This is a genomic window from Clostridium luticellarii, assembly GCF_002995845.1.
GTDB classification, from domain to species: Bacteria; Bacillota; Clostridia; order Clostridiales; family Clostridiaceae; genus Clostridium_B; species Clostridium_B luticellarii.
The window spans coordinates 36506-59141 of the sequence record NZ_PVXP01000003.1; the positions used below are offsets into that span (position 1 = coordinate 36506).

24 protein-coding genes are annotated in these 22636 nt (G+C 36.6%); 4 read left to right on the forward strand and 20 right to left on the reverse strand.

The window, feature by feature from the left end:
• Positions 1-34: 34 nt before the first annotated feature.
• Together CLLU_RS01845 and dapF are read right to left on the reverse strand one after the other, a co-directional pair.
• Positions 35-1099, reverse strand: a complete 1065-nt coding sequence (locus tag CLLU_RS01845) for a beta-propeller domain-containing protein (protein ID WP_106007869.1) — start codon at positions 1097-1099, stop codon at positions 35-37.
• Positions 1099-1920, reverse strand: a complete 822-nt coding sequence (dapF, locus tag CLLU_RS01850; RefSeq protein WP_106007870.1) for a diaminopimelate epimerase — start codon at positions 1918-1920, stop codon at positions 1099-1101. Before dapF ends, CLLU_RS01845 begins: the two co-directional genes overlap by 1 nt.
• Positions 1921-2110: 190 nt before the next feature.
• Between dapF and CLLU_RS01855 the strand changes: the two genes are divergently transcribed.
• From CLLU_RS01855 to CLLU_RS01870, 4 genes are all read left to right on the forward strand, one after another.
• Positions 2111-3859, forward strand: coding sequence for an Rqc2 family fibronectin-binding protein (locus CLLU_RS01855; protein WP_106007871.1), 1749 nt, complete (start codon positions 2111-2113; stop codon positions 3857-3859).
• Positions 3860-4100: 241 nt separating this feature from the next.
• Positions 4101-4634: a bifunctional pyr operon transcriptional regulator/uracil phosphoribosyltransferase PyrR gene (pyrR, locus tag CLLU_RS01860; RefSeq protein WP_106007872.1), complete on the forward strand. Its 534-nt coding sequence runs from the start codon at positions 4101-4103 to the stop codon at positions 4632-4634.
• A 43-nt stretch (positions 4635-4677) separates the two neighbouring features.
• Positions 4678-5991: a uracil permease gene (gene uraA, locus CLLU_RS01865; RefSeq protein ID WP_106007873.1), complete on the forward strand. Its 1314-nt coding sequence runs from the start codon at positions 4678-4680 to the stop codon at positions 5989-5991.
• A gap of 44 nt (positions 5992-6035) precedes the next feature.
• The gene (locus CLLU_RS01870) at positions 6036-6800 is read left to right on the forward strand and encodes an exodeoxyribonuclease III (protein WP_106007874.1); all 765 of its coding nucleotides are present in this window, start codon (positions 6036-6038) and stop codon (positions 6798-6800) included.
• A 39-nt stretch (positions 6801-6839) separates the two neighbouring features.
• Here the strand turns inward: CLLU_RS01870 and CLLU_RS01875 are convergent, their stop codons facing one another.
• From CLLU_RS01875 to CLLU_RS01960, 18 genes are all read right to left on the reverse strand, one after another.
• Complete coding sequence (locus CLLU_RS01875) at positions 6840-7751, reverse strand: RluA family pseudouridine synthase (RefSeq protein ID WP_106007875.1); 912 nt, start codon at positions 7749-7751, stop codon at positions 6840-6842.
• On the reverse strand, positions 7741-8196 hold the full coding sequence (gene lspA / locus CLLU_RS01880) for a signal peptidase II (RefSeq protein ID WP_106007876.1): 456 nt from the start codon (positions 8194-8196) through the stop codon (positions 7741-7743). Before lspA ends, CLLU_RS01875 begins: the two co-directional genes overlap by 11 nt.
• 22 nt (positions 8197-8218) lie before the next feature.
• Positions 8219-8911, reverse strand: a complete 693-nt coding sequence (locus CLLU_RS01885; RefSeq protein ID WP_106007877.1) for a 5'-methylthioadenosine/adenosylhomocysteine nucleosidase — start codon at positions 8909-8911, stop codon at positions 8219-8221.
• Positions 8912-9071: 160 nt separating this feature from the next.
• Positions 9072-9773 (reverse strand): DivIVA domain-containing protein, encoded by a 702-nt coding sequence (locus tag CLLU_RS01890; RefSeq protein ID WP_106007878.1) that lies wholly within the window; start codon positions 9771-9773, stop codon positions 9072-9074.
• Between the two features lie 15 nt (positions 9774-9788).
• Positions 9789-10565 carry a YlmH/Sll1252 family protein gene (locus tag CLLU_RS01895; RefSeq protein WP_106007879.1) on the reverse strand — a complete coding sequence of 259 codons (777 nt, stop codon included), beginning with the start codon at positions 10563-10565 and terminating at the stop codon, positions 9789-9791.
• A 29-nt stretch (positions 10566-10594) separates the two neighbouring features.
• Positions 10595-10861, reverse strand: coding sequence for a YggT family protein (locus tag CLLU_RS01900; RefSeq protein WP_106007880.1), 267 nt, complete (start codon positions 10859-10861; stop codon positions 10595-10597).
• A gap of 50 nt (positions 10862-10911) precedes the next feature.
• Positions 10912-11376, reverse strand: a complete 465-nt coding sequence (locus CLLU_RS01905) for a cell division protein SepF (protein WP_106007881.1) — start codon at positions 11374-11376, stop codon at positions 10912-10914.
• An 11-nt stretch (positions 11377-11387) separates the two neighbouring features.
• Positions 11388-12053 carry a YggS family pyridoxal phosphate-dependent enzyme gene (locus tag CLLU_RS01910; RefSeq protein WP_106007882.1) on the reverse strand — a complete coding sequence of 222 codons (666 nt, stop codon included), beginning with the start codon at positions 12051-12053 and terminating at the stop codon, positions 11388-11390.
• A 147-nt stretch (positions 12054-12200) separates the two neighbouring features.
• Positions 12201-12926 carry a DUF881 domain-containing protein gene (locus CLLU_RS01915; RefSeq protein ID WP_106007883.1) on the reverse strand — a complete coding sequence of 242 codons (726 nt, stop codon included), beginning with the start codon at positions 12924-12926 and terminating at the stop codon, positions 12201-12203.
• The gene (locus CLLU_RS01920; RefSeq protein ID WP_106007884.1) at positions 12913-13278 is read right to left on the reverse strand and encodes a small basic family protein; all 366 of its coding nucleotides are present in this window, start codon (positions 13276-13278) and stop codon (positions 12913-12915) included. Before CLLU_RS01920 ends, CLLU_RS01915 begins: the two co-directional genes overlap by 14 nt.
• Positions 13279-13298: 20 nt before the next feature.
• The gene (locus CLLU_RS01925) at positions 13299-14021 is read right to left on the reverse strand and encodes a DUF881 domain-containing protein (protein ID WP_106007885.1); all 723 of its coding nucleotides are present in this window, start codon (positions 14019-14021) and stop codon (positions 13299-13301) included.
• Between the two features lie 6 nt (positions 14022-14027).
• Positions 14028-14801, reverse strand: coding sequence for a cell division protein FtsQ/DivIB (locus tag CLLU_RS01930; RefSeq protein WP_106007886.1), 774 nt, complete (start codon positions 14799-14801; stop codon positions 14028-14030).
• A gap of 178 nt (positions 14802-14979) precedes the next feature.
• Positions 14980-16092 (reverse strand): stage V sporulation protein E, encoded by a 1113-nt coding sequence (gene spoVE / locus CLLU_RS01935; protein ID WP_207655933.1) that lies wholly within the window; start codon positions 16090-16092, stop codon positions 14980-14982.
• A gap of 85 nt (positions 16093-16177) precedes the next feature.
• Positions 16178-17131 carry a phospho-N-acetylmuramoyl-pentapeptide-transferase gene (gene mraY, locus CLLU_RS01940; protein WP_106007888.1) on the reverse strand — a complete coding sequence of 318 codons (954 nt, stop codon included), beginning with the start codon at positions 17129-17131 and terminating at the stop codon, positions 16178-16180.
• 37 nt (positions 17132-17168) lie between these two features.
• Positions 17169-18563 (reverse strand): UDP-N-acetylmuramoyl-tripeptide--D-alanyl-D-alanine ligase, encoded by a 1395-nt coding sequence (locus CLLU_RS01945; protein ID WP_106007889.1) that lies wholly within the window; start codon positions 18561-18563, stop codon positions 17169-17171.
• A gap of 115 nt (positions 18564-18678) precedes the next feature.
• Positions 18679-20136 (reverse strand): UDP-N-acetylmuramoyl-L-alanyl-D-glutamate--2,6-diaminopimelate ligase, encoded by a 1458-nt coding sequence (locus tag CLLU_RS01950; protein WP_106007890.1) that lies wholly within the window; start codon positions 20134-20136, stop codon positions 18679-18681.
• 174 nt (positions 20137-20310) lie between these two features.
• On the reverse strand, positions 20311-22152 hold the full coding sequence (locus CLLU_RS01955) for a stage V sporulation protein D (RefSeq protein WP_106007987.1): 1842 nt from the start codon (positions 22150-22152) through the stop codon (positions 20311-20313).
• A 6-nt stretch (positions 22153-22158) separates the two neighbouring features.
• Positions 22159-22632, reverse strand: coding sequence for a hypothetical protein (locus CLLU_RS01960; RefSeq protein WP_207655934.1), 474 nt, complete (start codon positions 22630-22632; stop codon positions 22159-22161).
• Positions 22633-22636 lie beyond the last annotated feature (4 nt).

Genomic DNA, 22636 nt, shown 5'->3' on the forward strand with positions numbered 1-22636 from the left:
TATATTACTGACAACACACACTATAATTTTCTGCCTAGTTTTCTCCATAAATATTATACTTACCCTGATGATCGGATATGATATTTATGGACTTTTCATTGATGTCATACATAAATACATTCTGACCATCTCCTGTATTTTCCATGCCAACAAAATACACATTTCCTGCTTTATCCTGGGCCATACCACTGGATTCTGAAATTTCTCCAGGGAAATCGTAAGTTATCCTGCTGAGCTTGCCATTATTTTCTGTGAATTCATAAAGAGAACTTCTATCTTCAGCATCCTTCCCAACAAAAAATACACTGCCATTTTTTCTGTTCACCATAGGATCATATATTTGCTGAAATTTATCATCTAAAAATACAAACTTTCCAGCCCTGTAATTATAATAATACAAATTCACTTCATCTTGATCCCGGGATAAAATAAGTAAATTATTACCTATAGGAACAAAATAAGTACAATATCCCCGGATGCCGTCCAAATACACCTGTTCTCTATCCTTACTGAAATCATACAGATATATTTTGTCAGAATTTTTTTCTCCTTCCACACTTCCATAATATATTATTCTGTGATCATCCAGCCATTCATACAAATTTCCTGACACCAAAACCCTGGATTTAAGCTGAATCTGCTTTTTATTTTTCAGGTCATATACTTTCATGCCCTGGGCACTTCCCATAGAAGAATCTTTAAATGTCCTGTATGCAATCTTATCTCCTGAAAAATTCATCTTTACATCCGATGCAGCAAAGAAATCCTTGATTTCACTTTTAGTATTTTTCTGCAATACCACTATTTTACTTCCGTTTTCCCAATTTTCACCTGCACCCATTAGATAAACAAAAACAGAATTTTTACTATTGTATTTCATTTCCCATAGGTTATGGACACTTTCATTTTGAATCAGTCCACTGCTGTTTACATTAAATATCTCCTCTTTATCCCCCTTGTTTTCAACAGCTGTAACCTGAGCATAACTGGGCATTTTTATATTTTCATTTTTATACTTGTTCTTGACACTGCACCCGCTTAAAGTAAAAATATTCAAAAATGCAGCTGCATAAAATATTATTCTTATGAAAACTTTCATTAAATACTGTATTCCCCTTTAAAAGAAACCGCTGCAGGACCTGTCATGAACACATTATTCCCTTTTATCTCCACAAAAATATTTCCTCCCGGTACAGTAACCCTAACTTTTTTATCTGTAAGATGGAGCTTGTTTGCAGCTACCACGCAGGCACAGCTTCCAGTACCGCAGGCCAGTGTAGGACCAGCCCCTCTCTCCCATGTCTTTACTTTCACGCTGTTTTTATCTACAACTTCACAGAAGTTCACATTTGTTCCCTGGGGGAATGCAGCATATTTTTCTATACTCTTCCCCTCCTTCACCTGATATTTTTCAAGATCTCCGAATATAACCGTATGAGGTACACCCATGAGCAGCGAAGTAATCTCATAGATTTTCCCGTTGACTTCTATTTTTTCATTTACAATTTCATCTTTAAAATCAGCTGGAATTTCCTGAGGTTTAAAAAATGGAGTCCCCATATCCACAGTAACTTCTGTAACTTCACCCTCAGCTATATTTAGAAAAGCTTCTTTTATTCCATCCCCCGTCTCTATTTTTATCCTGGAACCTTCTGCCAGGCCATTTTCCCGCACATACTTTGCAAAACACCTTATTCCATTTCCACACATGGATGCATAAGAACCATCAGAATTGATTATTACCATCTTAATCTGTGCAATTTTACTTTCCCTAATTATTAATATACCATCTCCCCCTATACCGAAATGTCTATTGCAAAGCTTGACTCCAAGCTCATTTTCCCTGCCTAAAAATTCATTTTTTCTATCATCAATTACTACAAAATCATTTCCGCTTCCCTGCATTTTGGTAAACTTCATTTTAAAAATTTCACCCTTTCGTAAAATTCTACATACTCAAATTTAGTTTACTACTGTAATAATTTTTTATCAATGATAATTCTGCTGCCAAAACAATTACCTGTTTATGCCAGGTGACTTTATTTAATAAATTTTAGATGATATAATTGATTAATATGCATTTATCAGATTGTATAGAAAGGATGATATTATGGCATTAGACGGTATTTTTATATACAGCATTCTAGAGGAATTGAAATGCAAGTTACTGGGAGGCCGGGTTGAAAAGATCAACCAGCCTGAAAAGGATGAGGTATTAATAAATATAAAAAACAACAGACAAAATTTTAAGCTTCTGATAAGCTCCAGTTCCACATATCCCAAAATTCACATTACAGATAAAAACAAATCAAATCCACTGCAGCCCCCCATATTTTGCATGGTGCTGCGAAAATACCTTAATTCCTCAAAATTGATTGATTTGAGGCAATTGGACACGGACCGGGTTGTATTTTTAGATTTTGAAAGTTCCGATGAATTGGGATTCAACAGCGTGTACACTCTGGTAGTGGAGATAATGGGCAGGCACAGCAATATTACACTTATCCGCCAGAGGGACAATTTAATCATGGACAGCATAAAACATATAACACCTGAAATAAATACTGTCAGATCCCTGTTTCCAGGAATTAAATATATATTTCCGCCAACTTCAAACAAGCTCAATCCCTTTTGTTTTTCCAAAAATGAATTTAAAACCTTTATACAAAACCGCATGAAATATATAGATAAGAAATTTTTTTCCACAGTATTTACAGGTGTAAGCAGTTCCTTTTCAAAAGAGCTGTTTCAAAGGCTGGAGGACCTAAATCTGCTCAGCAGTCTTACCATTTTCGACGAAACAAGCATAACAATTTTATACAGTTTTACCAGTAAAACCTTTGATGAGCTGAAAAAATGTGAGTTCTATTTTGTTTCCTATAAAAAAAATGCTGTAGTGAAGGATTTCTACTGTGAAAAATTGACTTATTTAAACAATTATACAGAAACTCATTATCCCTCACCTTCCAAGCTCGTAGAAGAATTCTACTATGAAAAAGACAAAGCAGATAGGCTGAACAGCAGAAGCTCCGATCTGCAAAAACTTATAAATGTAAATCTGGAGCGCTGTAATAAAAAGATAAAGATCTTGAATCAGGATATCGAGAACGCCGAGAATAAAGATATTTACAGAATTTATGGAGAGCTTCTCACCTCCAATATCTACAATATAAAAAAAGGCTGTTCCCATATAAAGGTCCAGAACTATTACAGCAGCAATGAATATATAGATATAAAAATCGATGAAAATAAAACTCCTTCTGAAAATATTCAGCGATATTTTAAAAAATACAACAAATTAAAAAAGACAGAAAAAGCAGCAAAAGAGCAATTAAAAATGGCAGAGGAGGAGCTGGAGTATTTGAACTCAGTGATGACCAATATAAAGAATTCGGACAATTATGATGATATTGAAGCAATAAAAAGAGAGCTCATGTCCACAGGATATATTAAATTAAAAAAGTCAAGCGCCAAAAATAGAACAAAGAATTCCAGGCCTATGAAATTTCTCTCCAGTGACGGTATAGAGATATATGTTGGCAAAAACAATCTTCAAAATGACTATCTGACCCTTAAATTTGCAGATAAGAGGGACCTGTGGCTCCATACAAAAAAAATTCCGGGTTCACACGTAATAATAAAAAATTTCGGCAGTGTTTCTGACAAAACCCTGGAAGAGGCAGCCATGCTGGCAGCCTATTACAGCAAAGCCAAAGGTTCTCCCAAAGTAGCTGTTGATTATACCGCCGTGAAAAACATCCACAAGCCAAACGGGGCTAAACCAGGTATGGTGATATACTACACCAATAAGACCCTGTATGTGGACTCTTCATTTCCAGCTATAAAACAGATTGAATAGTCTTTTTAAAAAAACTTGAAATATAGTTGGAACTATTCTATAATAAATTAGAATTTATTATCCTTTAAAGTGATCCAGTGAGATCAGGAAGGTAATCTTGTAAATGATTTTACGCCCTCTCGCCTGGAGAAGGGCTTTTTTTCATCCAAGCTACATCTGAACTCAGAAATCACTTGATATCCGTTATTTAATACGGAAAATTCATTTACCATTAACTTTTAGCTACTAAGGGGGTGACGTTTTGAAGCTAAAAGCACTTATTTTAGATAAAAAAGCCATGGACAGAACCTTAACTAGAATATCCCACGAGATAATAGAAAAGAACAAGGGTACAGAAGACATAATTCTTGTAGGTATAAAGAGAAGGGGATATCCACTGGCTAAGAGAATAGCAGAAAATATCTACAAAATCGAAGGTGTAAATTTGGAGGTCAAATGTGTGGACATAAGTCTCTATAGAGACGATTTGAGCACTCTTTCAGAACAGCCTGTAATAAAAGAATTTGGCGCTACCGACGTGGAAAACAAAAAAATCATACTGGTGGACGATGTAATCTATACCGGGAGGACAGCCAGAGCAGCCATAGATGCAATTATCCACTCGGGCAGACCGAAATTAATACAACTGGCGGTTTTAATTGACAGAGGTCACAGGGAACTTCCCATAAGAGCTGATTATGTGGGCAAAAATATACCTACTTCCCATGAAGAAATAATATCTGTAGAAATTTCAGAAATAGATAAAAGTGATTCAGTAAAAATATATGAACTGTAAACTTTTAAAATAGTCCTGAGAGACTAAAAAAGGAGTGTCATAAATGAAGGATTTTATAGACGTCGAGGATAAATTGCCTGTAGCAACCACTCTTCCGCTGAGTTTTCAGCATTTATTTGCCATGGTGGGTTCCACAATACTGGTTCCCATACTTACAGGCATGAGTCCATCCATAGCACTGTTCTGCAGTGGTATGGGAACTATTTTATACATAATATGTACTAAAGCTAAACTGCCCGCTTACCTGGGCTCTTCTTTTGCATTTATAAGCCCCATACTCATAGCCTCCAAAAGCTATGGTCCCTCGGCCATGCTCTCCGGAGTAATAGCCGCCGGGCTGGTATATGTGATAGTAGCTGCCATAATAAAATTTTGCGGAGTAAACTGGCTCAACAGAGCTCTTCCTCCTGTAGTAGTCGGATCCATAGTGATTGTAATAGGACTTGGTCTTGCCACCACGGCAATAAATTGGTCCGGATTTAATCCGGCTTACACAACGGATCAGATGCAAAGCGTACCCAGGTGGGCCTGGATGTCAGTTTCCGGAATAACATTGGCGGTGGCCGTAATAGGAAGTATGTACTTTAAAGGTTTCCTTGGAGTAATACCTATATTAATAGCTATTATAGTAGGATATATATCTGCAGTAATTTTAGGAGTTATACCTGAACAAGCTTTAAAGTCCATCGCAAATACTTCCTTTTTTAAACTGCCCTCTTTCATGTTTCCGAAATTCAATTTAAATGCCATGATACTCATGGCTCCGATTTCCTTTGTAACTCTGGCGGAACACATAGGTCACATCTATGTAACAAATAATGTGGTTGGACGTGATTTTACAAAGGATCCAGGTCTCCACAGATCCATACTTGGAGATGGATTGGCCACAATACTTGCAGGATTTACCGGCGGCCCTCCAACTACAACTTATGGTGAAAATATAGGTGTTATGGCCATAACCAAAATCTACAGTGTCTGGGTTATAGGAGGGGCTGCAATAATAGCCATTCTGCTCTCCTTCATAGGTCCTGTAGCTTCAATTATTGAAAATATGCCCATTCCCGTAATAGGCGGGGTAAGTATACTGCTCTTCGGCATAATAGCTTCTTCAGGATTCAGAGTATTGGTAGAAGAAAAAATAGATTTCAGCAGAAACAGGAATCTGATACTTTCTTCTGTAATAATAGTAATAGGAATTGGAGGCGCTTCCTTGAACTTCAACGTAGGAGGATCACCTGTACAGATATCGGGAGTTGCCCTGGCATCTATCATAGGAATAGTATTGAATTTAATACTGCCTGAAAAAGGTGCTGCCGAGTCAAATAACTCATTTGCTGAAAACGCAGATCCTTTTTAAATGTAATTAGCGGATGATGTTTTTCCATAAAGGAGGATTCATACATGAAAATATATTCTTGGAATGTAAATGGCCTGAGAGCCATTGCAAAGAAAAACTTTTTTAAATGGATAGAGGAAGAAAATCCTGACATATTATGTCTTCAGGAAACCAAGCTCCAGGAAGCAACCCTGGAGGATAAAATAAAAAACATAAAAGAATATCATTCATATTTCAGTTTTGCTGAAAAAAAAGGTTACAGCGGCGTAGCAGTATATACAAAGTTCAAACCACTGCATGTCGGGCACGGTATCGGCATAGACAGCTTTGACAGTGAAGGCAGGATACTGATACTTGAATTTGCTGATTTCACCTTACTAAATATATATTTTCCAAACGGCCAGATGAGTGATGACAGATTAGAATACAAGATGAAATTTTATGATGCAATACTGGATTACTGCAACCTTCTTGTATCCCAGGACAAAGAACTTATAATATGCGGTGACTACAACACTGCACATACGGAAATGGATATAAAAAATGCAAAGGCCAATGAAAAGAACTCAGGATTTCTTCCCATAGAAAGGCAGTGGATAGACAAATTCATAGAAAACGGATATACGGATACCTACAGATATATGAATCCGGGAAAAATAGAATACTCCTGGTGGAGCTATAGATTCAAGGCCCGGGAAAGAAATGCAGGCTGGAGAATAGATTACCACTTTGTTTCAAACAACATGCTTAAAAGAGTAAAAAAATCCGTCATATTAACTGATGTTACAGGTTCCGATCACTGCCCTGTCATGCTTGAAATAGAATCCTAGTTTAAGAGAGTACCGGAAAGGGAAAATGTAAAATATTCTTCATTTTTTTCTCAATATCTCTATTATCCTTTTAAAATAATCCGGTACTTCTGTTTCAAACTCCATGTATTTTCCCGTCACAGGATGTATAAATCCCAATTTTCTGGCATGAAGCAGCTGTCCTTTCAAGTTAAATCTCTGTTTTTTATACCCATATACCGGATCCCCTACCACGGGATGACCGATGTACGCCATGTGAACCCTTATCTGATGCGTTCTTCCTGTTTCCAGGACACATTTAATCAAAGTATTGCTCTTAAACCTTTCAATAACTTCATAATGAGTTACTGCCTCCCTGCCCCCCGGAACCACTGCCATTTTTATCTTGTCTTTAGGATGCCTGGCAAGGGGCATGTTTACAGTACCATTTTCTTCTTTTATAATCTGTTCCACCAGTGCTACATATTCTCTGGTCATAGAGTGATCCTTCAATTGTGCTGCCAGCTTATTATGGGCATAATCATTTTTGGCAACTACAAGTACACCGGAGGTGTCCTTGTCTATTCTATGCACTATGCCCGGTCTCATAACTCCATTTATACCGGACAGATCACTGCAGTGATTCAAAAGAGCATTCACCAGTGTACCGGTATATATTCCAGCTACAGGATGTACTATCATTCCCTGGGGTTTATTTACCACAATCAGATCCTTATCCTCATACAGAACATCAATAGGAATATTCTCAGCTCTTATACTTGCATTCACCGGATCTGGCAGTGTAACGACCACATTGTCACTGCATTTCACTTTATAATTGCTCTTTTTTGTCTTTCCATTCACATGCACTTGTCCACGCTCTATTATATTTTGAATATGATTTCTGGATTTGTCTGGAAAATGCCTGCATAAAAACAGATCAAGCCTCATCTCTTCCTCTTCACTGCATACTAAAAGTTCTTTAACATCCATATTTTTCTTCCTTTAACAAATAAAATATCAGCAGTATAGTCCCCACTACCACCAGAACATCTGCCACATTGAATACAGGAAAATAATAGATATCCTTAAAGTGAACTAAAATGAAATCAACTACATATTTATAAAACAGTCTGTCTATTAAATTTCCCAATGCCCCGCCCACTATAAGTGAAAGGCTCACCCTGACTAAAACAGATTTCGGCCTATACCTCAACATATAGTATATCATGCCTGCAACCACTGGCACTGTAATAAATGTCAAGAAATAAACCTTGTTCTGCAGTATTCCAAAAGCCGCACCTCTGTTCTCCAGATAAAAAAATGAAAATACATCTTTTATGATAATAACCTGGGAAACCTGAGCCAAATTTTGAGCCGCCCATATCTTAGATATTCTGTCTATTAAAATTCCCACTAGTATTATAGATATTTCCATTCATTTCCTCCCGGTGTATAAATTATAAATTAATGAGCATGTTTTTCAATATTTCAGTAGAATTTCTAATGGCAATAGGGGCAAATTTTTTATAATCCATGCTGGCGCCATTATTGGCATTATCAGATATGGATCTTATTATTACAAAAGGTATATCATTTAGATAAGCTACCTGGGCAATGCTTCCACCTTCCATCTCACAGGCAAGTGCATTGAAATCCCTGTTTAGGTGTTTTATTTTTTCAGCACTGGAGATAAACTGATCTCCAGTAACAATTCTTCCTACAAAACTATTTATATTTTCTATTTTCTTGCATGCATCTTGAGCCTTTTCCACAAGAGCTCTATCACATTTGAAATCATATGTATCCATTCTAGGTATCTGACCTATTTTATCACCAAAGGCAGATGTATCCACATCATGTTGTACCAAACTGTCTGCTATAACCACGTCCCCTGGATATACATTATCTGCAGTACCTCCTGCAACTCCTACATTTATTATAGTATCAGCATTGAAGTCATCTATGAGTATCTGTGCACAAACAGCTGAATTCACCTTTCCTATTCCACTTCTCACTACTACCGCCTTGCTGTTATAAAGTTGTCCGAAATTAAATTTCATATTGGCTTTCACCTGGACCCTTTCCAGCTTCAGCTGTGATAAAAGTATTTCCACTTCTTCATCCATGGCTCCAATAATTCCTATGGTCATAAAAATTACCTCCTGTATTTTGTAAAATCATATAACCTCAATAACACATATTAATAGCATATATAAATCAATGACAATTGTCAACTTTTTCAATTTTCAGCATGGCATACTCTCACCTTCTACATGTAAAAAACCACTCCATATCTTAGAGTGGCTTTTTTTAACCTTTAACAAAAAAATTCTTGATTTCATTTAGCTCGTTCTCATCCGTCAAAATATCATCTTTGTGTTTCTCCAGCTCATCCTCTTCTTCATTCTTTCCCTCTGGATTATCCTTCTTAATCTCTAAAGAAGTATCTCCATCATTTTGATCTGCTTTTTCTATTTCTTTCTCCTTTATGGAATCAGCTTTAGGAGAACGATCCTTTGAAACATATTCATTCAATTCATAGCCTATATCATAACTTTTTACAAAATCTTTTTCCATATCATCAAACATTTCCAATTGGGTTTTCATGAAATTTCTAAACTTGGTTCTAAATTTGCCAAATTCCTGTTTTACTCTCTCAAATTCATCATTTATTTGAATAACATCGCTATGGGCTTTGTCTATTATCTTCTGAGCTGCATCATTGGCATTTTTAAGTATAAATTCACTTTCCCTTTTAGCATTCTCCTTGGCCTGCTCGGAAGCATTCTGAGCTAACAAAAGAGTATTTTGTATGGTATTTTCCATTTTATTGTAGTGATTTATCTTGTCCTCTACAGATTGAAGCTTTTCCTTTATAAAAGAATTCTCCTTTTGCAGTGATTCATAATCCTCTGCTATCTTATCCAAAAATTCATCTACTTCATCTATATTATACCCTCTAAGGCTTTTTTTAAATTCCTTATTCGTTATTTCTACAGCATTTATATGCATTTCTGACACCTCAAATCAACTAAATTTTTTTACAAGGAGTTTATACCTACCGCTTCCAGTAAGTCCAATCTCTCCCGCAATTTTAAACTTTCCATGACCTTTCACCGTTATTGTACAATAGTCTTTCGCCAATTTATCCTTTCTGTCCACAGGCAGATAGTCAAGAAGAACTTTTCCCTGTTTAATTGCTTCTCCCGATTTGTTTCTGGATAAATTGCACAGGGAACTTACCATACAATCCATTCTAAAAGAAGAGACATTTAAAACATAGTTTTTAAAGCTGTAGTTGGGAATTTCACCTGTATGGGTATCCACCTCATTCACTTCACAGGGACAACTTCCCACACTATTCAGATTTATCTTCACATAATCGCTTATATCTCCACAAGCAGCTAAATAACACAGATCACCTTTTTTGAGTATCAGATCCCCAAATTTTTCTCTTTTGATTCCAAGAGACATCAGACTTCCCAGATAATCGCTGTGCTGTAACTCTGCAAATTTGGATTTACAATGTATTTCCAGTAATTTTACAGGATAATTACATTCTACAGGATATTCTGAAAATGCCACCATTCTCCTCTCTGCATCCTTAAATATACCATAACTATATACCTTCAATTTGATTTCTTCACTGAGTTCATACAGGGTATTCCATATGACAGGAGCATAAAATTCCGGCATATAGATGACCCTATGGCTTTTTTGTGCTAAAATTACCTTGTCATATATGGGCAATACACTATTTTCCTTACAAAAATAAAATCTATCTACAAAATTTTTCTTTTTCATGATCTTCCCTGCTCATATCTATGTCATTTTTAAAGTATAGAAAATACAATTCCTCTTACTATATCTATCATAACAAAAGCTATTATCGGTGAAAAATCCAGGGGAAGCCCCGGCATAAGTTTTTGCTGAAGAATTCTTCCAGGCCTCATAAGAGGTTCGGTAAATACATGTATAAGATCTGTCAATGCATTACCTCTTCCAGGCATAACCCATGATAAAATAACATCTGCGATAATAGCAATTTCCAAAAATCTAAATAAGAGAGATAATGCCAAAGCTAAGGTATTGCTTATCATTTTTGCCTCCAAAAATACTTATTTTAAATATGGTATATCTATATTATTGTCTACTTCCAGCCAAATATTCCCTTTCCCGACAGCTCATTTTTTAAATCACTGCTCACTTCCACACTGGAAGGTGAAAGTATGTATACACCTTTTTCTATTTCTTCCAAATCTCCGCCCAGGGCATAACTAGCACCGCCCATAAAATCAAGCAGCCTTTGAGCTATTCTGGTTTCAAGGCCTGTAGTATTTATAACTACAATTTTTCTATTTTTGAGTTCATCACATATATCTGCTGCCTCTTCATAAGTAGTCGGCTTAACTATTCTCACTTTAGCGGATATAGTAGTATGTATACTTACAACTTTATTCTGCCTTTTAGAATTTACAATAGGTTCCACTGTTTCAAAATTATTCGTATTTTTTCTCTCCCTGTCATCTTCTATTTCCTCTAAATCTTCATCTTCTTCCAGATCATCTTCAAGACCTAGAAATCCCATCATCTTGTTTATCATTTTGCCAGCCATAAAAATACCTCCTATTTATTATAATTTCTTTTCCCAAATATGCCTTCTCCAATTCTAACTAAATTTGCCCCTTCTTCAACTGCAATTTTATAATCATGAGTCATTCCCATAGACAATACATCCATGCTTATATTTTTAAACTCTCTTTTTTTCAAGTTGTCAAAAATAGACTTCATTTTTTTAAAATAAAACCTACAGCTCTCTTCATTTCCCTTTGGAATTACAGCCATCAATCCTTTTACCACAACACTTGTACAGCTTTCACAGGCCTCCAGTAAGCCTTCTAAGTTTTCCTCATATATGCCAGTTTTGCTTTCCTCACGCCCTATATTTATCTGAATTAAAGTATTTGCAGTCAACTTCTCTGCACTATAATGCTTCTCCAGCTCATTGAGCAGCCTTACACTATCCAATGAATGAATGAGGTAAACCTTGCCAACTATATATTTTACCTTGTTCCTCTGCAGATGGCCTATCAAATGCCACCTTATGTCCTTGGGAAGTTCAGGCTCTTTATTTATAAGTTCCTGTACCTTGTTTTCGCCAAAATCTCTAATACCCACATCATATGCACTTTGTATATCTTTTACAGGCTTGGTCTTTGAAACGGCTACTAATACAACTTTTTTTCTATTTAAATTCTCTTCTATATTATTTAAATTTTCTTCAATTGACAATAATACCGTCTCCTTTATTGTTAAACACAATTATACATATAAGTTATTATTCTTCATAGAAATCAAAATTCCTTCAAAAATTAATTATTTTTTTAATTAATTTAACTAATTCAATACAATTTAATGATATAAATTGTAAAAAGCACTCTAATCCTTATTTTTCATAAACTCCACTTTGTAATCCCCACTGTATGCCGGCACTTTTATACTATCGGATTTGGTAACTACTGCCACTATTTTTCTTGTCATCATCACTTTTAAATAATTTTCATTCGACATCATATAATTGTAGAGCACATCTTTATTCCCGATGGCATAAATAGAAAAGGGCGAGGCAATTTTTATCCCATTTACCCTTAAAAATGGACCACTGCAATAGATTTCGGAAGTATCAACCATCCTGTGTCCATTTATGGAAATAGCCTCTGCTCCTGCATTTTTTAAGTCATTCATTACCTGTATCACGTCAGTATTATGTACAAGTCTCATCTGATATTGAAATGCATTCAATCCATCTTCCATAGCAGCATCATTTAAAAATATTTTTATTCCCTGTCCTTGTACAGGCATCTTGCCAAGTTCCATGTTATTCTGATTTAACTCCTGTTTTATCTCCGCTACCACCTGAGCTTCATTTTCTTCATTGTCTTCATATTTTTTCAATTTGTTGTAATTATCACTATATTGCTGGGACAGTGCCAATATCTGATTATGCAGTTGATTTTTATAGTTATAGGCATCCTGATATTGTTTTGCACTTAAAAACACCCTCTTATTGGTGCCGTCATCTACGAGGCTGATATTCATGGATATCAATACACCTATAATCACCGAAGCTATAAAAACAAAAATATTAGCTTCATTGCTTTTCATTTTTCTCACCCCATAGATGTAATTTGTTCTTTTCCAGCAATAGTCTCCTTATAATTGCAAAATTATCAAATATTCTCCCGCCAAAAACTATAACTGCTGCCAGATATATGGGCACTCCCAGTTTATCACCCAGATAGGCAAGTCCCGCAGCAAGTACTGCATTTCCAAAAAAGCCAGATATAAAAATGTCCGTTCGAAAACTTTTTGACAGATTGGCTCTTATGGCTCCAAACACGGAATCCAGGCAAGCTAAAATCGCCACTGACATATAGGGTGAAAATTTATCTGGAATATTCACATTCCAAATCACTCCTATAATTATTCCAAATATAAGACCGATAAATGCTATCATGTTTTTATCACACCTTTAAATTATTCCTTTATAGGTTTAGCATACTCAAATTTATATGCTCCATTATACTTTTTTATAGTTATATTATTCACCTTGTCAAATTTGACATCACATATATTTTTTATATCTGCAAATACTTCTGGAAAACTCATAGCACTGTACAGTAAATTCTTATCTCCTATAGCTTGTATGGTTATCTTTCTGGAAGGAGATATCTTTTCATCATTTATCAATATATAATTTCCCGCAGTTCTTATGCCCGTCCTAGAAACAATCCTTATATCGTTTATGGATATGGCTTCGGCTCCTGCAAATTTAAGTTCATTCACCAGGTAGACCAAATCCTTGTCGGTTATATTATTGTCCACACCAGCAGTTCCTCCAAAAAGGTTTTTATTATTAGGGGTAAGATATATAACTATTCCAGGCCCATTTACATCCACTGCTCCCGTAAGTACCCTGGTATCATCCAGCTGCTGCAAAAGATTTTTCGTAGAATCGCTTCTGCCTGCTGCCGCATCTTCATAACCTTTCACTTTATTTTGAAGTTCATTCACCTTCGTCTCCAGTGCTTTCTTTTCCTTTTTATACTGTTCTATTGTCACCGTAACATCTGTATTGCTTTGATTGCCTAAATTCAAAGTATTCTCCTGCTTCATCAACACCTTAAATTGATAGGCAACCATAAATCCGAGTATGCAGCACACTAGAGCAACACTAATCTGTGAGGCAAATTTACGCATTTTATCTTATCCTCCTACCTTATATACCGGATTACCATTAAATCTTACATCTATGTATCCCTTGGCACCATTTAGTTTTTCTTGAAGCAATATATTAAGTGCTTTGTTCATCTTCACGTCCATATTTTTTCCACTTCCAAGCTTTACACACATATCGCTAAAATACACCTTTATATCCAGCGGATTACTCACATCTGCATAAGTAATTGGAAGAGGCATATTATTATTAACAATTATGTTTCCCAGAGAAGTCACAATTTTTACCTTTCTCTCATCTTTCCCGCTGCCTGCGGTTTTACCCATATCCGTCTTAGTATAATCAATTCCATCCAATTTAATAAGATGCATATTGTTTATATTATCTATTTTCTGAAGTAAGATACCATTTTTATCTATGATATAATACTTTTTATAGCTTTCACAGTAAAATACTGCTTCCCTTTCTTTAACATTTATATTGACAATGGTAGGAAGTTGTCTGCTTATAACTACATCTCCTATGTATGGATTACTCAATATCCTGTTACTCGCATCCTTCAGATTAACATAAAATATATTATTTCCCACACGTATGTTGGAATTGTCTATAATATCCCTGCTCAAAACATTTTTATTTCCATGTACTTCAATACGCTGTATATTGAAATACGGAAGTTTTAAACAAAGTGTAAAAAATAGTGCCAGTAGAAACAACAAAAAAATAAGAATTCTTCGCAGTCTCCTTTTCTTTCGTCTTTCTGCAATCATCTGGTTATCCATTTTTGTTGAAGTTCCACCCATCCCCTACCAACTCACCTTTTAATTTAAATGTAAAATTCTATAAGATATATATATATTAACACTTAACAAAATTAATTTCATTAAAATAATCATTAATTTTTTATATATTTTTTCTTACAGTAATATTAATAATCCATCTCCAAATAAACATAGCATTACACTTATGCAATGCTATGTTTTATCCATATTCACTTTGTCTTGATATGTTCAGCAGCACACCCATTGCCACCATGTTAATTACAAGTGATGATCCGCCATAACTTATAAAGGGCAGCGGCACGCCTGTTACCGGCATGGATCCTGTTACAACTGCTATATTTATTATGGCCTGCACTGCAATAACCGAGGTTATCCCTGTAGCCAGAAGTGTTCCATAAGTATCCCTTGCTTTTACGGCAACTACAACACCTCTCCATACAATAACTATAAACAGTATAACAATAACTGTACACCCTATAAGTCCCAGCTCTTCTCCTATAATGGAAAATATAAAATCATTGTGAGGTTCTGGAATGTAATAGCACTTTTGTCTTGATCTGCCAAGCCCTACTCCCCATATTCCTCCGGAGCCCAGGGCCAAAAGAGACTGAATCAGCTGGTAGCCGCTGTCTTTGGGATCCGCCCAAGGATTTAAGAAACTTGTGAATCTGGCCATTCTATAAGGCTCAAAAATTATTCCCGCTATCCCTGCCAGAGCCACCAGACCCACCACTCCAATCATATGGGTAATTCTGGCTCCGGAAACATAGAGAACTATCATCGTAACTATCATTATTACAGCAGCTATACTTAAATTTTTCTCTGCAAATACCAAACCCGCATAAAACCCTGAAACCAGAAGATATGGTATAACTCCATAGAGCAGTGTTCCTATTTTTCTGCCGCCCTTTACTTCTATACTTTTAGCCATATACAACACCACAATGTACTTAGCTATTTCAGAAGGCTGGAATCCAATAGAACCTACTCTTATCCATCTCTGGGCACCTTTCGTTGACTCAAAGGCAAATACTGCAAGCAATAATATTACAGATATTATCATAAGAAGTTTCGTATACTTCTTTATAATCCTATAATCAAATTTTATAGTAAAGAACATTAAAACCGTCCCTATTACCGCCCATAATCCCTGTCTTTTCAGAAAAAACATGCTATCCTGTATACTTTTATCAAAAAATGCCATGTAAGAACTGGCGCTGTAGACCATCACCACTCCAATGGCTACCAATAACATTATAGTCGAGAACAGTATGAAGTCTATAGAGCCCATTTTAGTCTTTGACTTGCTAATTTTCATAAAAATCCTCCTAGATTATTACTGCCGGGGCTGGCAAAAGCACATCATGTTTCATATCTCAATCACTCATAATTTTTAACTACAGAGCTAAAAATCCAAATAAACACAATATCACTGTAATTATACAAAATATAGAAACCACCTTAGTCTCATGCCAGCCTGAAAGTTCAAAATGATGGTGTATAGGTGACATTTTAAAAATCCTCTTACCTGTAAGCTTGAAGGAAGCTACCTGAAGTATAACCGACAACGCCTCAATCACATATATTCCACCAATTATTATAACCAATAATGGAAGTTTTAATATCATGGCCACAGCAGCTACTGCCCCTCCCAGTGCCAGAGAACCCGTGTCCCCCATAAAAACTTTTGCAGGAAAAGCATTATATCTTAAAAATCCCAGCAGAGCTCCTGCCAAAACCGCACAGAATACAGCTAAAGTTATATGTCCCATAGCGAAACTCACCAATGCCAAAAAAGTCATCACCAGCAAAGTGACAGAGGTAGCCAGCCCATCCAGACCATCCGTGAGATTTACAGCATTGGTGGTAGCTGCAAAATATACTATTATAAATGGAATATAAAATTTCCCCAAATCCCAGGTTCTATGTAAAAAAGGCACTATTATAGATGTACCTATATCCGGATTAGTCGCAGAATAACAGGCAAATATCGCAGATGTTATAAGAAGAAGTATCATTTTCTGATAGGCTCTAAGACCCAGATTCCTTTTTTTTATTATTTTCAAAATATCATCAACGGCTCCAATTATTCCAAATGCCACAAAGGCATATAGAGCTATCATGGCTTCATCTGAAGGGTTTTTTACCAGTATTGCCATGGTAATAAAAGCTGCCAATATAAATATTATCCCCCCCATGGTGGGCGTTCCTGCTTTTTTTAGATGACTTTTAGGCCCCTCTTCTCTTATGCTCTGTCCAAATTTGAACTTATGGAGAATTGGTATTAAAATCGGACCTTCTAAAATTGATATTAAAAATGCTATTAGAACAGAATATACAAGTCTATTCATAACTATATCCACTCTGAATCAACAGAGCTTTCACCTCCTAGTAACTGCTGTTTTTCTTTAGTGCTTCTGCTATGACCTCAAATTTCATAAGCCTTGAAGCTTTTACAAGTATTGTATCCCCTACTTTAATATATTTATTTAAAAGGAAATCCAGAACTTCTTCTTGTTTATTAAAAAACATAAATTTTCCATTTTTGTTTCTGGAATCAAATCCTCTTTCAAAGTCCCTGCTGTGCTCTCCCAATGCTATAAAAAGATCCACATTATTTTCAGCCGCATATCTTCCAACTTCTTCGTGCATCTCACAAGCTGCATCTCCAAGTTCTCTCATAGTTCCAAACACAACTATCCTTCTGCGGGATTTGAAATTTTTTAAAACATCTATTGCAGCTTCCATGGATTCAGGATTGGCATTATAGCTGTCATCTATCACGCTGTATTTTTCGCCCTTGCATATATCCATTCTGAGTGCAGTGGTTTCTATGTTTTTAAATCCCTTTCTTATCTCTTCATAAGTCATATTCAAAAGTCTTCCACAGGCAACCGCCAGCAGTGAATTCACTATGTTGTACTTTCCCGGTAAATTCACCACAAAGCTCTCCCCTGTTCCAACTCCATTTTCACATACCTTGAATCCAACAGAATCTTCATTTACCACCACATCACAGGCGGAAATATCCGCAGGTTTTTCCAGTCCGACTCTCTTTAGCTGAAATCTTCCGCCTTTTAATTTCCCCAGAAGATCATTATCTGAATTTATCACCAGAATATTGTCCCTTGAAAAGAAATCCGTTATTTCCAGCTTTGCCTTTAATATATTTTCCCTGCTTCCCAGAATGCCTATGTGTGCCCTGAGCACATTGGTTATCACTGCCATATCCGGTTTTGCAGCCTCAGCCATATTGTGTATTTCCCCGGCACTGTTCATTCCCATTTCCAGAACTGCCACTTCATAGCCATTGTCCAACTTAAAAAGCATATGAGGTAGTCCTATCTGGTTGTTGAAATTTCCCTCCGTCTTGAATACCTTGAATTTGGCACCCAGCACAGATGCAATTATATCCTTGGTGGTGGTTTTACCTGCAGAACCCGTTATCCCTATTATTTTTACATGGAGTTTGCTCCTGTAAAATCCAGCCAGATCCAGCAGTGCCTTACCTCCATTTTCCACCTGAACTACAGTGGTACATCCATCTATTTCATCTTTGCGGAATTTGACTTCATCCACGATGCAAATAGCCGCTCCTTTTTTACTCGCTGCAGCTGCATATTCATTCCCATTAAAATTTTCTCCTTTTAGGGCAATGAATATATCACCCTGCTCCAGTTTTCTCGTATCCGTACTCACATTTTTATATCCGCCATATTTTCCTTTCAATATGACCCTGCCCCTTACAGCACTTACTATTTCCTCAAAACTCATATACTCCAAAGACGACACCCCTCTTTTCAATTCACAATTCACAATGAACATCTTACAGTTGACTATTGACAATTCTTTTATAATACACAATTTACAAATCCCAGCAATTGTACACTGTCAATTCTCAATTGTTCATTGTCAATTCTCTTATAATGTCTGCCACTACTTCCCTTTCATCAAAATGTATGGTTTTATCCTTCAGGATCTGATAGCTTTCATGGCCTTTTCCCGCCACAACTACTACATCACCCTTTTCCGCCATTTCCATGGCTTTCTTTATTGCCTCTCTTCTATTCTCAACTACGGTGTAATTATGCTTTTCAACCCCGGACACTATTTCATCTATTATGGACATGGGTTCTTCCGTTCTGGGATTGTCTGAAGTTATGACTGCAAAATCGGAAAGTTCAGTACCTATTTTCCCCATTATGGGCCTTTTGGTATTATCCCTGTCACCGCCGCAGCCGAATACACAGATGAGTCTCCCCTTTGTAAATTCCCTGGCAGTCTTTAATATATTCTGCAGTCCGTCAGGAGTATGGGCAAAATCCACCACCACTTCATATCCCAGATCATATCCCCTGGTAACTATTTCACATCGTCCAGGCACAGCTTCCATGGACTCAAGCCCTTTTTTCACAGTTCTTAGGTCTATTCCCTCACACAAGCAGGCTGCCGCACTTCCCAACGCATTCATGGCATTGTATTTGCCGGGTATACCCAGGTTCACGGATTCCGTTTTTCCCTCATAACTTATATTGAAATTTATTCCCCTGGAGTGAACATTCAATCCGCTGCCTCTCACATCGGCCTCTCTGTCTACTGCATATGTCACCTTGGTTCCCGGAGCATCCCTGTATATTTTCTCTCCGTATTTATCATCCATGTTCACCACGGAATTGAGAGTATTTTGGAATAAAATAAGCTTAGCTTTATAGTAATTTTCGAAAGTTTTATGAAAATCTAGATGATCCCTTGTCAAATTGGTAAATACCGCCTGAGAAAATTTTATTCCATAAGTTCTATCCAGATAGAGGGAATGGGAAGAAGTCTCCATAACACAACAGTCCACGGATTCATCCGCCATTTTTCCGAATAACTTCTGAAGTTCCAGAGATTCCGGAGTAGTTCTGTGGGAAGGTATCTTTTTATTTCCTATGTAATTGGATATAGTTCCTATAAGCCCCACCTTGTAGCCTGCAGTTTCCAATATGGATTTTATCATAAAGGCAGATGTAGTCTTGCCGTTGGTGCCTGTTATACCTATCACTTTCATCTTCTTTGAAGGATTGCCATAATAATTTGAAGCCATTACAGCCAGTGCCTTCCTGGTGTCTTTTACCTTTATAATTGTACATTCAGGAACATGCTTTACATCTTCACTCAATACAATTGCCGAAGCTCCGTTTTTACAGGCACTGTCTATATATTTGTGGCCATCGGTAACATACCCCTGTATACATACAAAAACATCCCCTTTTTTCACTTCTCTCGAATCATACTGCACTTCCCTTATGTCCAGCTGATCATTTCCTCTTAAAGTTCTATATTCTACATTGTTCAATAATTCTTTTAAATTCACAATATCAACTCCCTAGCTATAAATTATATACAAAATACACAGGTTCTACACATAGCATTGGCATGCAACACCATAAATCCATAATAATATTGCATGCCCTGGGTTAAATTTTTACCAACAATCAATTTTACTTATTCTATTATAATTTTTAAGATATCCGATGTAAAGTAAAATTTAATCATCCTGATTTACATCATATGTATCTTGAGCACCACTTTGAGTGGTATCCTGAGGTACTGGATCACCTTTTATTGCAAGATAATTAAATAAATCTGTAAAAACCTGTTTTGCCGTTGGGGCAGCCGTCTGTGCAGCATAGTAATTGGACGGATCCGGCTCATCTATAGATACCAGAACTGTTATCTGAGGATCATTTGCCGGTGCCATGCCCACAAAGGAGGACACATATTTTCCCGGCTGATACCCTCCAACTCCGGCTTTCTGCGCTGTTCCTGTTTTGCCGGCTATATGATATCCATCTATAAATGCGTTTTTTCCACCTCCCTTGGAAACTACCGTTTCCAGGTACCCTCTGAGCTGTGCGGCTTTACTTGAATCCAATATCTTCTTGGTATTGGCTTTAACATCATAGGTTTTATCTACAATTTCTTTGCCGCTGTTTTCATCATAATGTTTTATCTCCTTCATCACATGTGGAGTAATTAGATTTCCTCCGTTTGCCACTGCATTAAAAGCTCTCAGATATTGGACTGCAGTTACCGTATTGGCCTGACCAAATGAAATAGTGGCCAGATCCACATCGCTTATGTCCTGAGTTTTCTTAACTATTCCTTTTGCTTCACCAGGCAGATCTATACCGGTTTTTTCACCAAAACCAAATTTGTGTATATAATCATTCAGCTTTTCTTTTCCTATTTTCTTTCCCAGTTCAGCAAACCCCACATTGCAGGAATTTTTCAGTATATCTTCAAAAGTCTGTACTCCATGTCCTGAAGTCTTCCAGCAGTGTATGGTTCTTTTGCCTATGGTTATACTCCCATCACATACGAAAGTGTCATTGGGACCCACAGAATTGGTTTCCAATGCAGTCTGAGCGGTTACCACCTTGAATATGGAACCCGGTTCAAAAGTATCACTGACTGCCCTATTCCTCCACACTTTTTGAAGTTCATCATAGGACAGATCCTTGATCCAGGGATCATTGGGATTGTAATCCGGCTTGTTTGCCATGGCCAGTATCTCTCCATTTTTAGGATTCATCACTATTATTGAAACTGCCTTTGCCTTATAATCATTAAGAGCCTGATCCGCTGATTTTTCCGCAAAATGCTGGATCATCTCATCTATGGTCAGCACTACATCCTTTCCGTCTACAGGCTTTGTAAATTCAGAAATGGTGTAGGGAAGTTCCTGGCTCTTTCTGTCCAGTTCTGCAATTCTGCTTCCGGGAGTACCCGCCAGTTCCTTGTTATAATAGAGTTCAACTCCCGTCAATCCCACTCCATCTGAATTGGTATGTCCCATTACCTGGGACAAAAAATTGTCGTTTGGATAATACCTTTTGGTATCCGAGGATATGAGTATTCCGTTTAAATTTAAATTTCTCACCTTATCTGCCGCATCTTTTTCCACTCTTCTTTTTAGAGTAGCAGAACCGATGGGAAGTCCTCCAGGCAGTGTTTTATTTAATATTTTGGATATATCACTTTTATCCATGGAAAGAATAGCTGCAAGTTCCCCGGACAATTTATCCTGTGATATTTTTTTCTCCTTCATGTTCTCCTTTAAAGTGTTCATATCCAGATCAATTCTATACACATTGGCACTTACCGCCAGTTCATTCCCGCTTCTGTCTAAAATTTTCCCTCTCTTTGCATCAATTTTAACGTCGCTTGTCCACTGAGCTACAGCCATGGATTTAAGCTCAGGTGATCTATATACCATTACATAACCCATTCTACATACCAATAAAAAGAAAGTTAAAAATAGGAAACAAAAAACAATTATCATTCTCTTTCTGATAATAACTTTATCCCTATATTCCCTTTTATACAAAATCATTTACCTCCATATTAATTGCTTCAATTTATCCAATATTCCTTTTTGTTTCTTTGCTTCATCCAAATCACTTTGAGCTTTTATAATCGGTCTGTTCAGGTTTACGTAAACTGCATTTCCCTTATCGGGCACTATCATTCCCATCCTACTATTTGCAGCATTTTTTTCTATGTATTCCAGGTTATCATATTTCACCAGTTCCACGGTTAAATTTTCATTCTGCTTGTTGATGCTGCTTATATTGCTTTCCAGTGAATTCAATTCAGTCTGCATGTTGTATATTACAGAATACCTGTATATGAGAGTCAGCCCAATTATAAAAAACACACAGATGCTTAGAAGAACTTTAAGTTTCTTTTTCACTTTTGCCTGTCTATTTATATTTTTCTTCTTACGTATATCACTACCATGTTTTTTATAAGGTTTGTATTCCGGCTGCAGTACAGTATTGCCATTTACCATATTTCCTTCATCCATCACT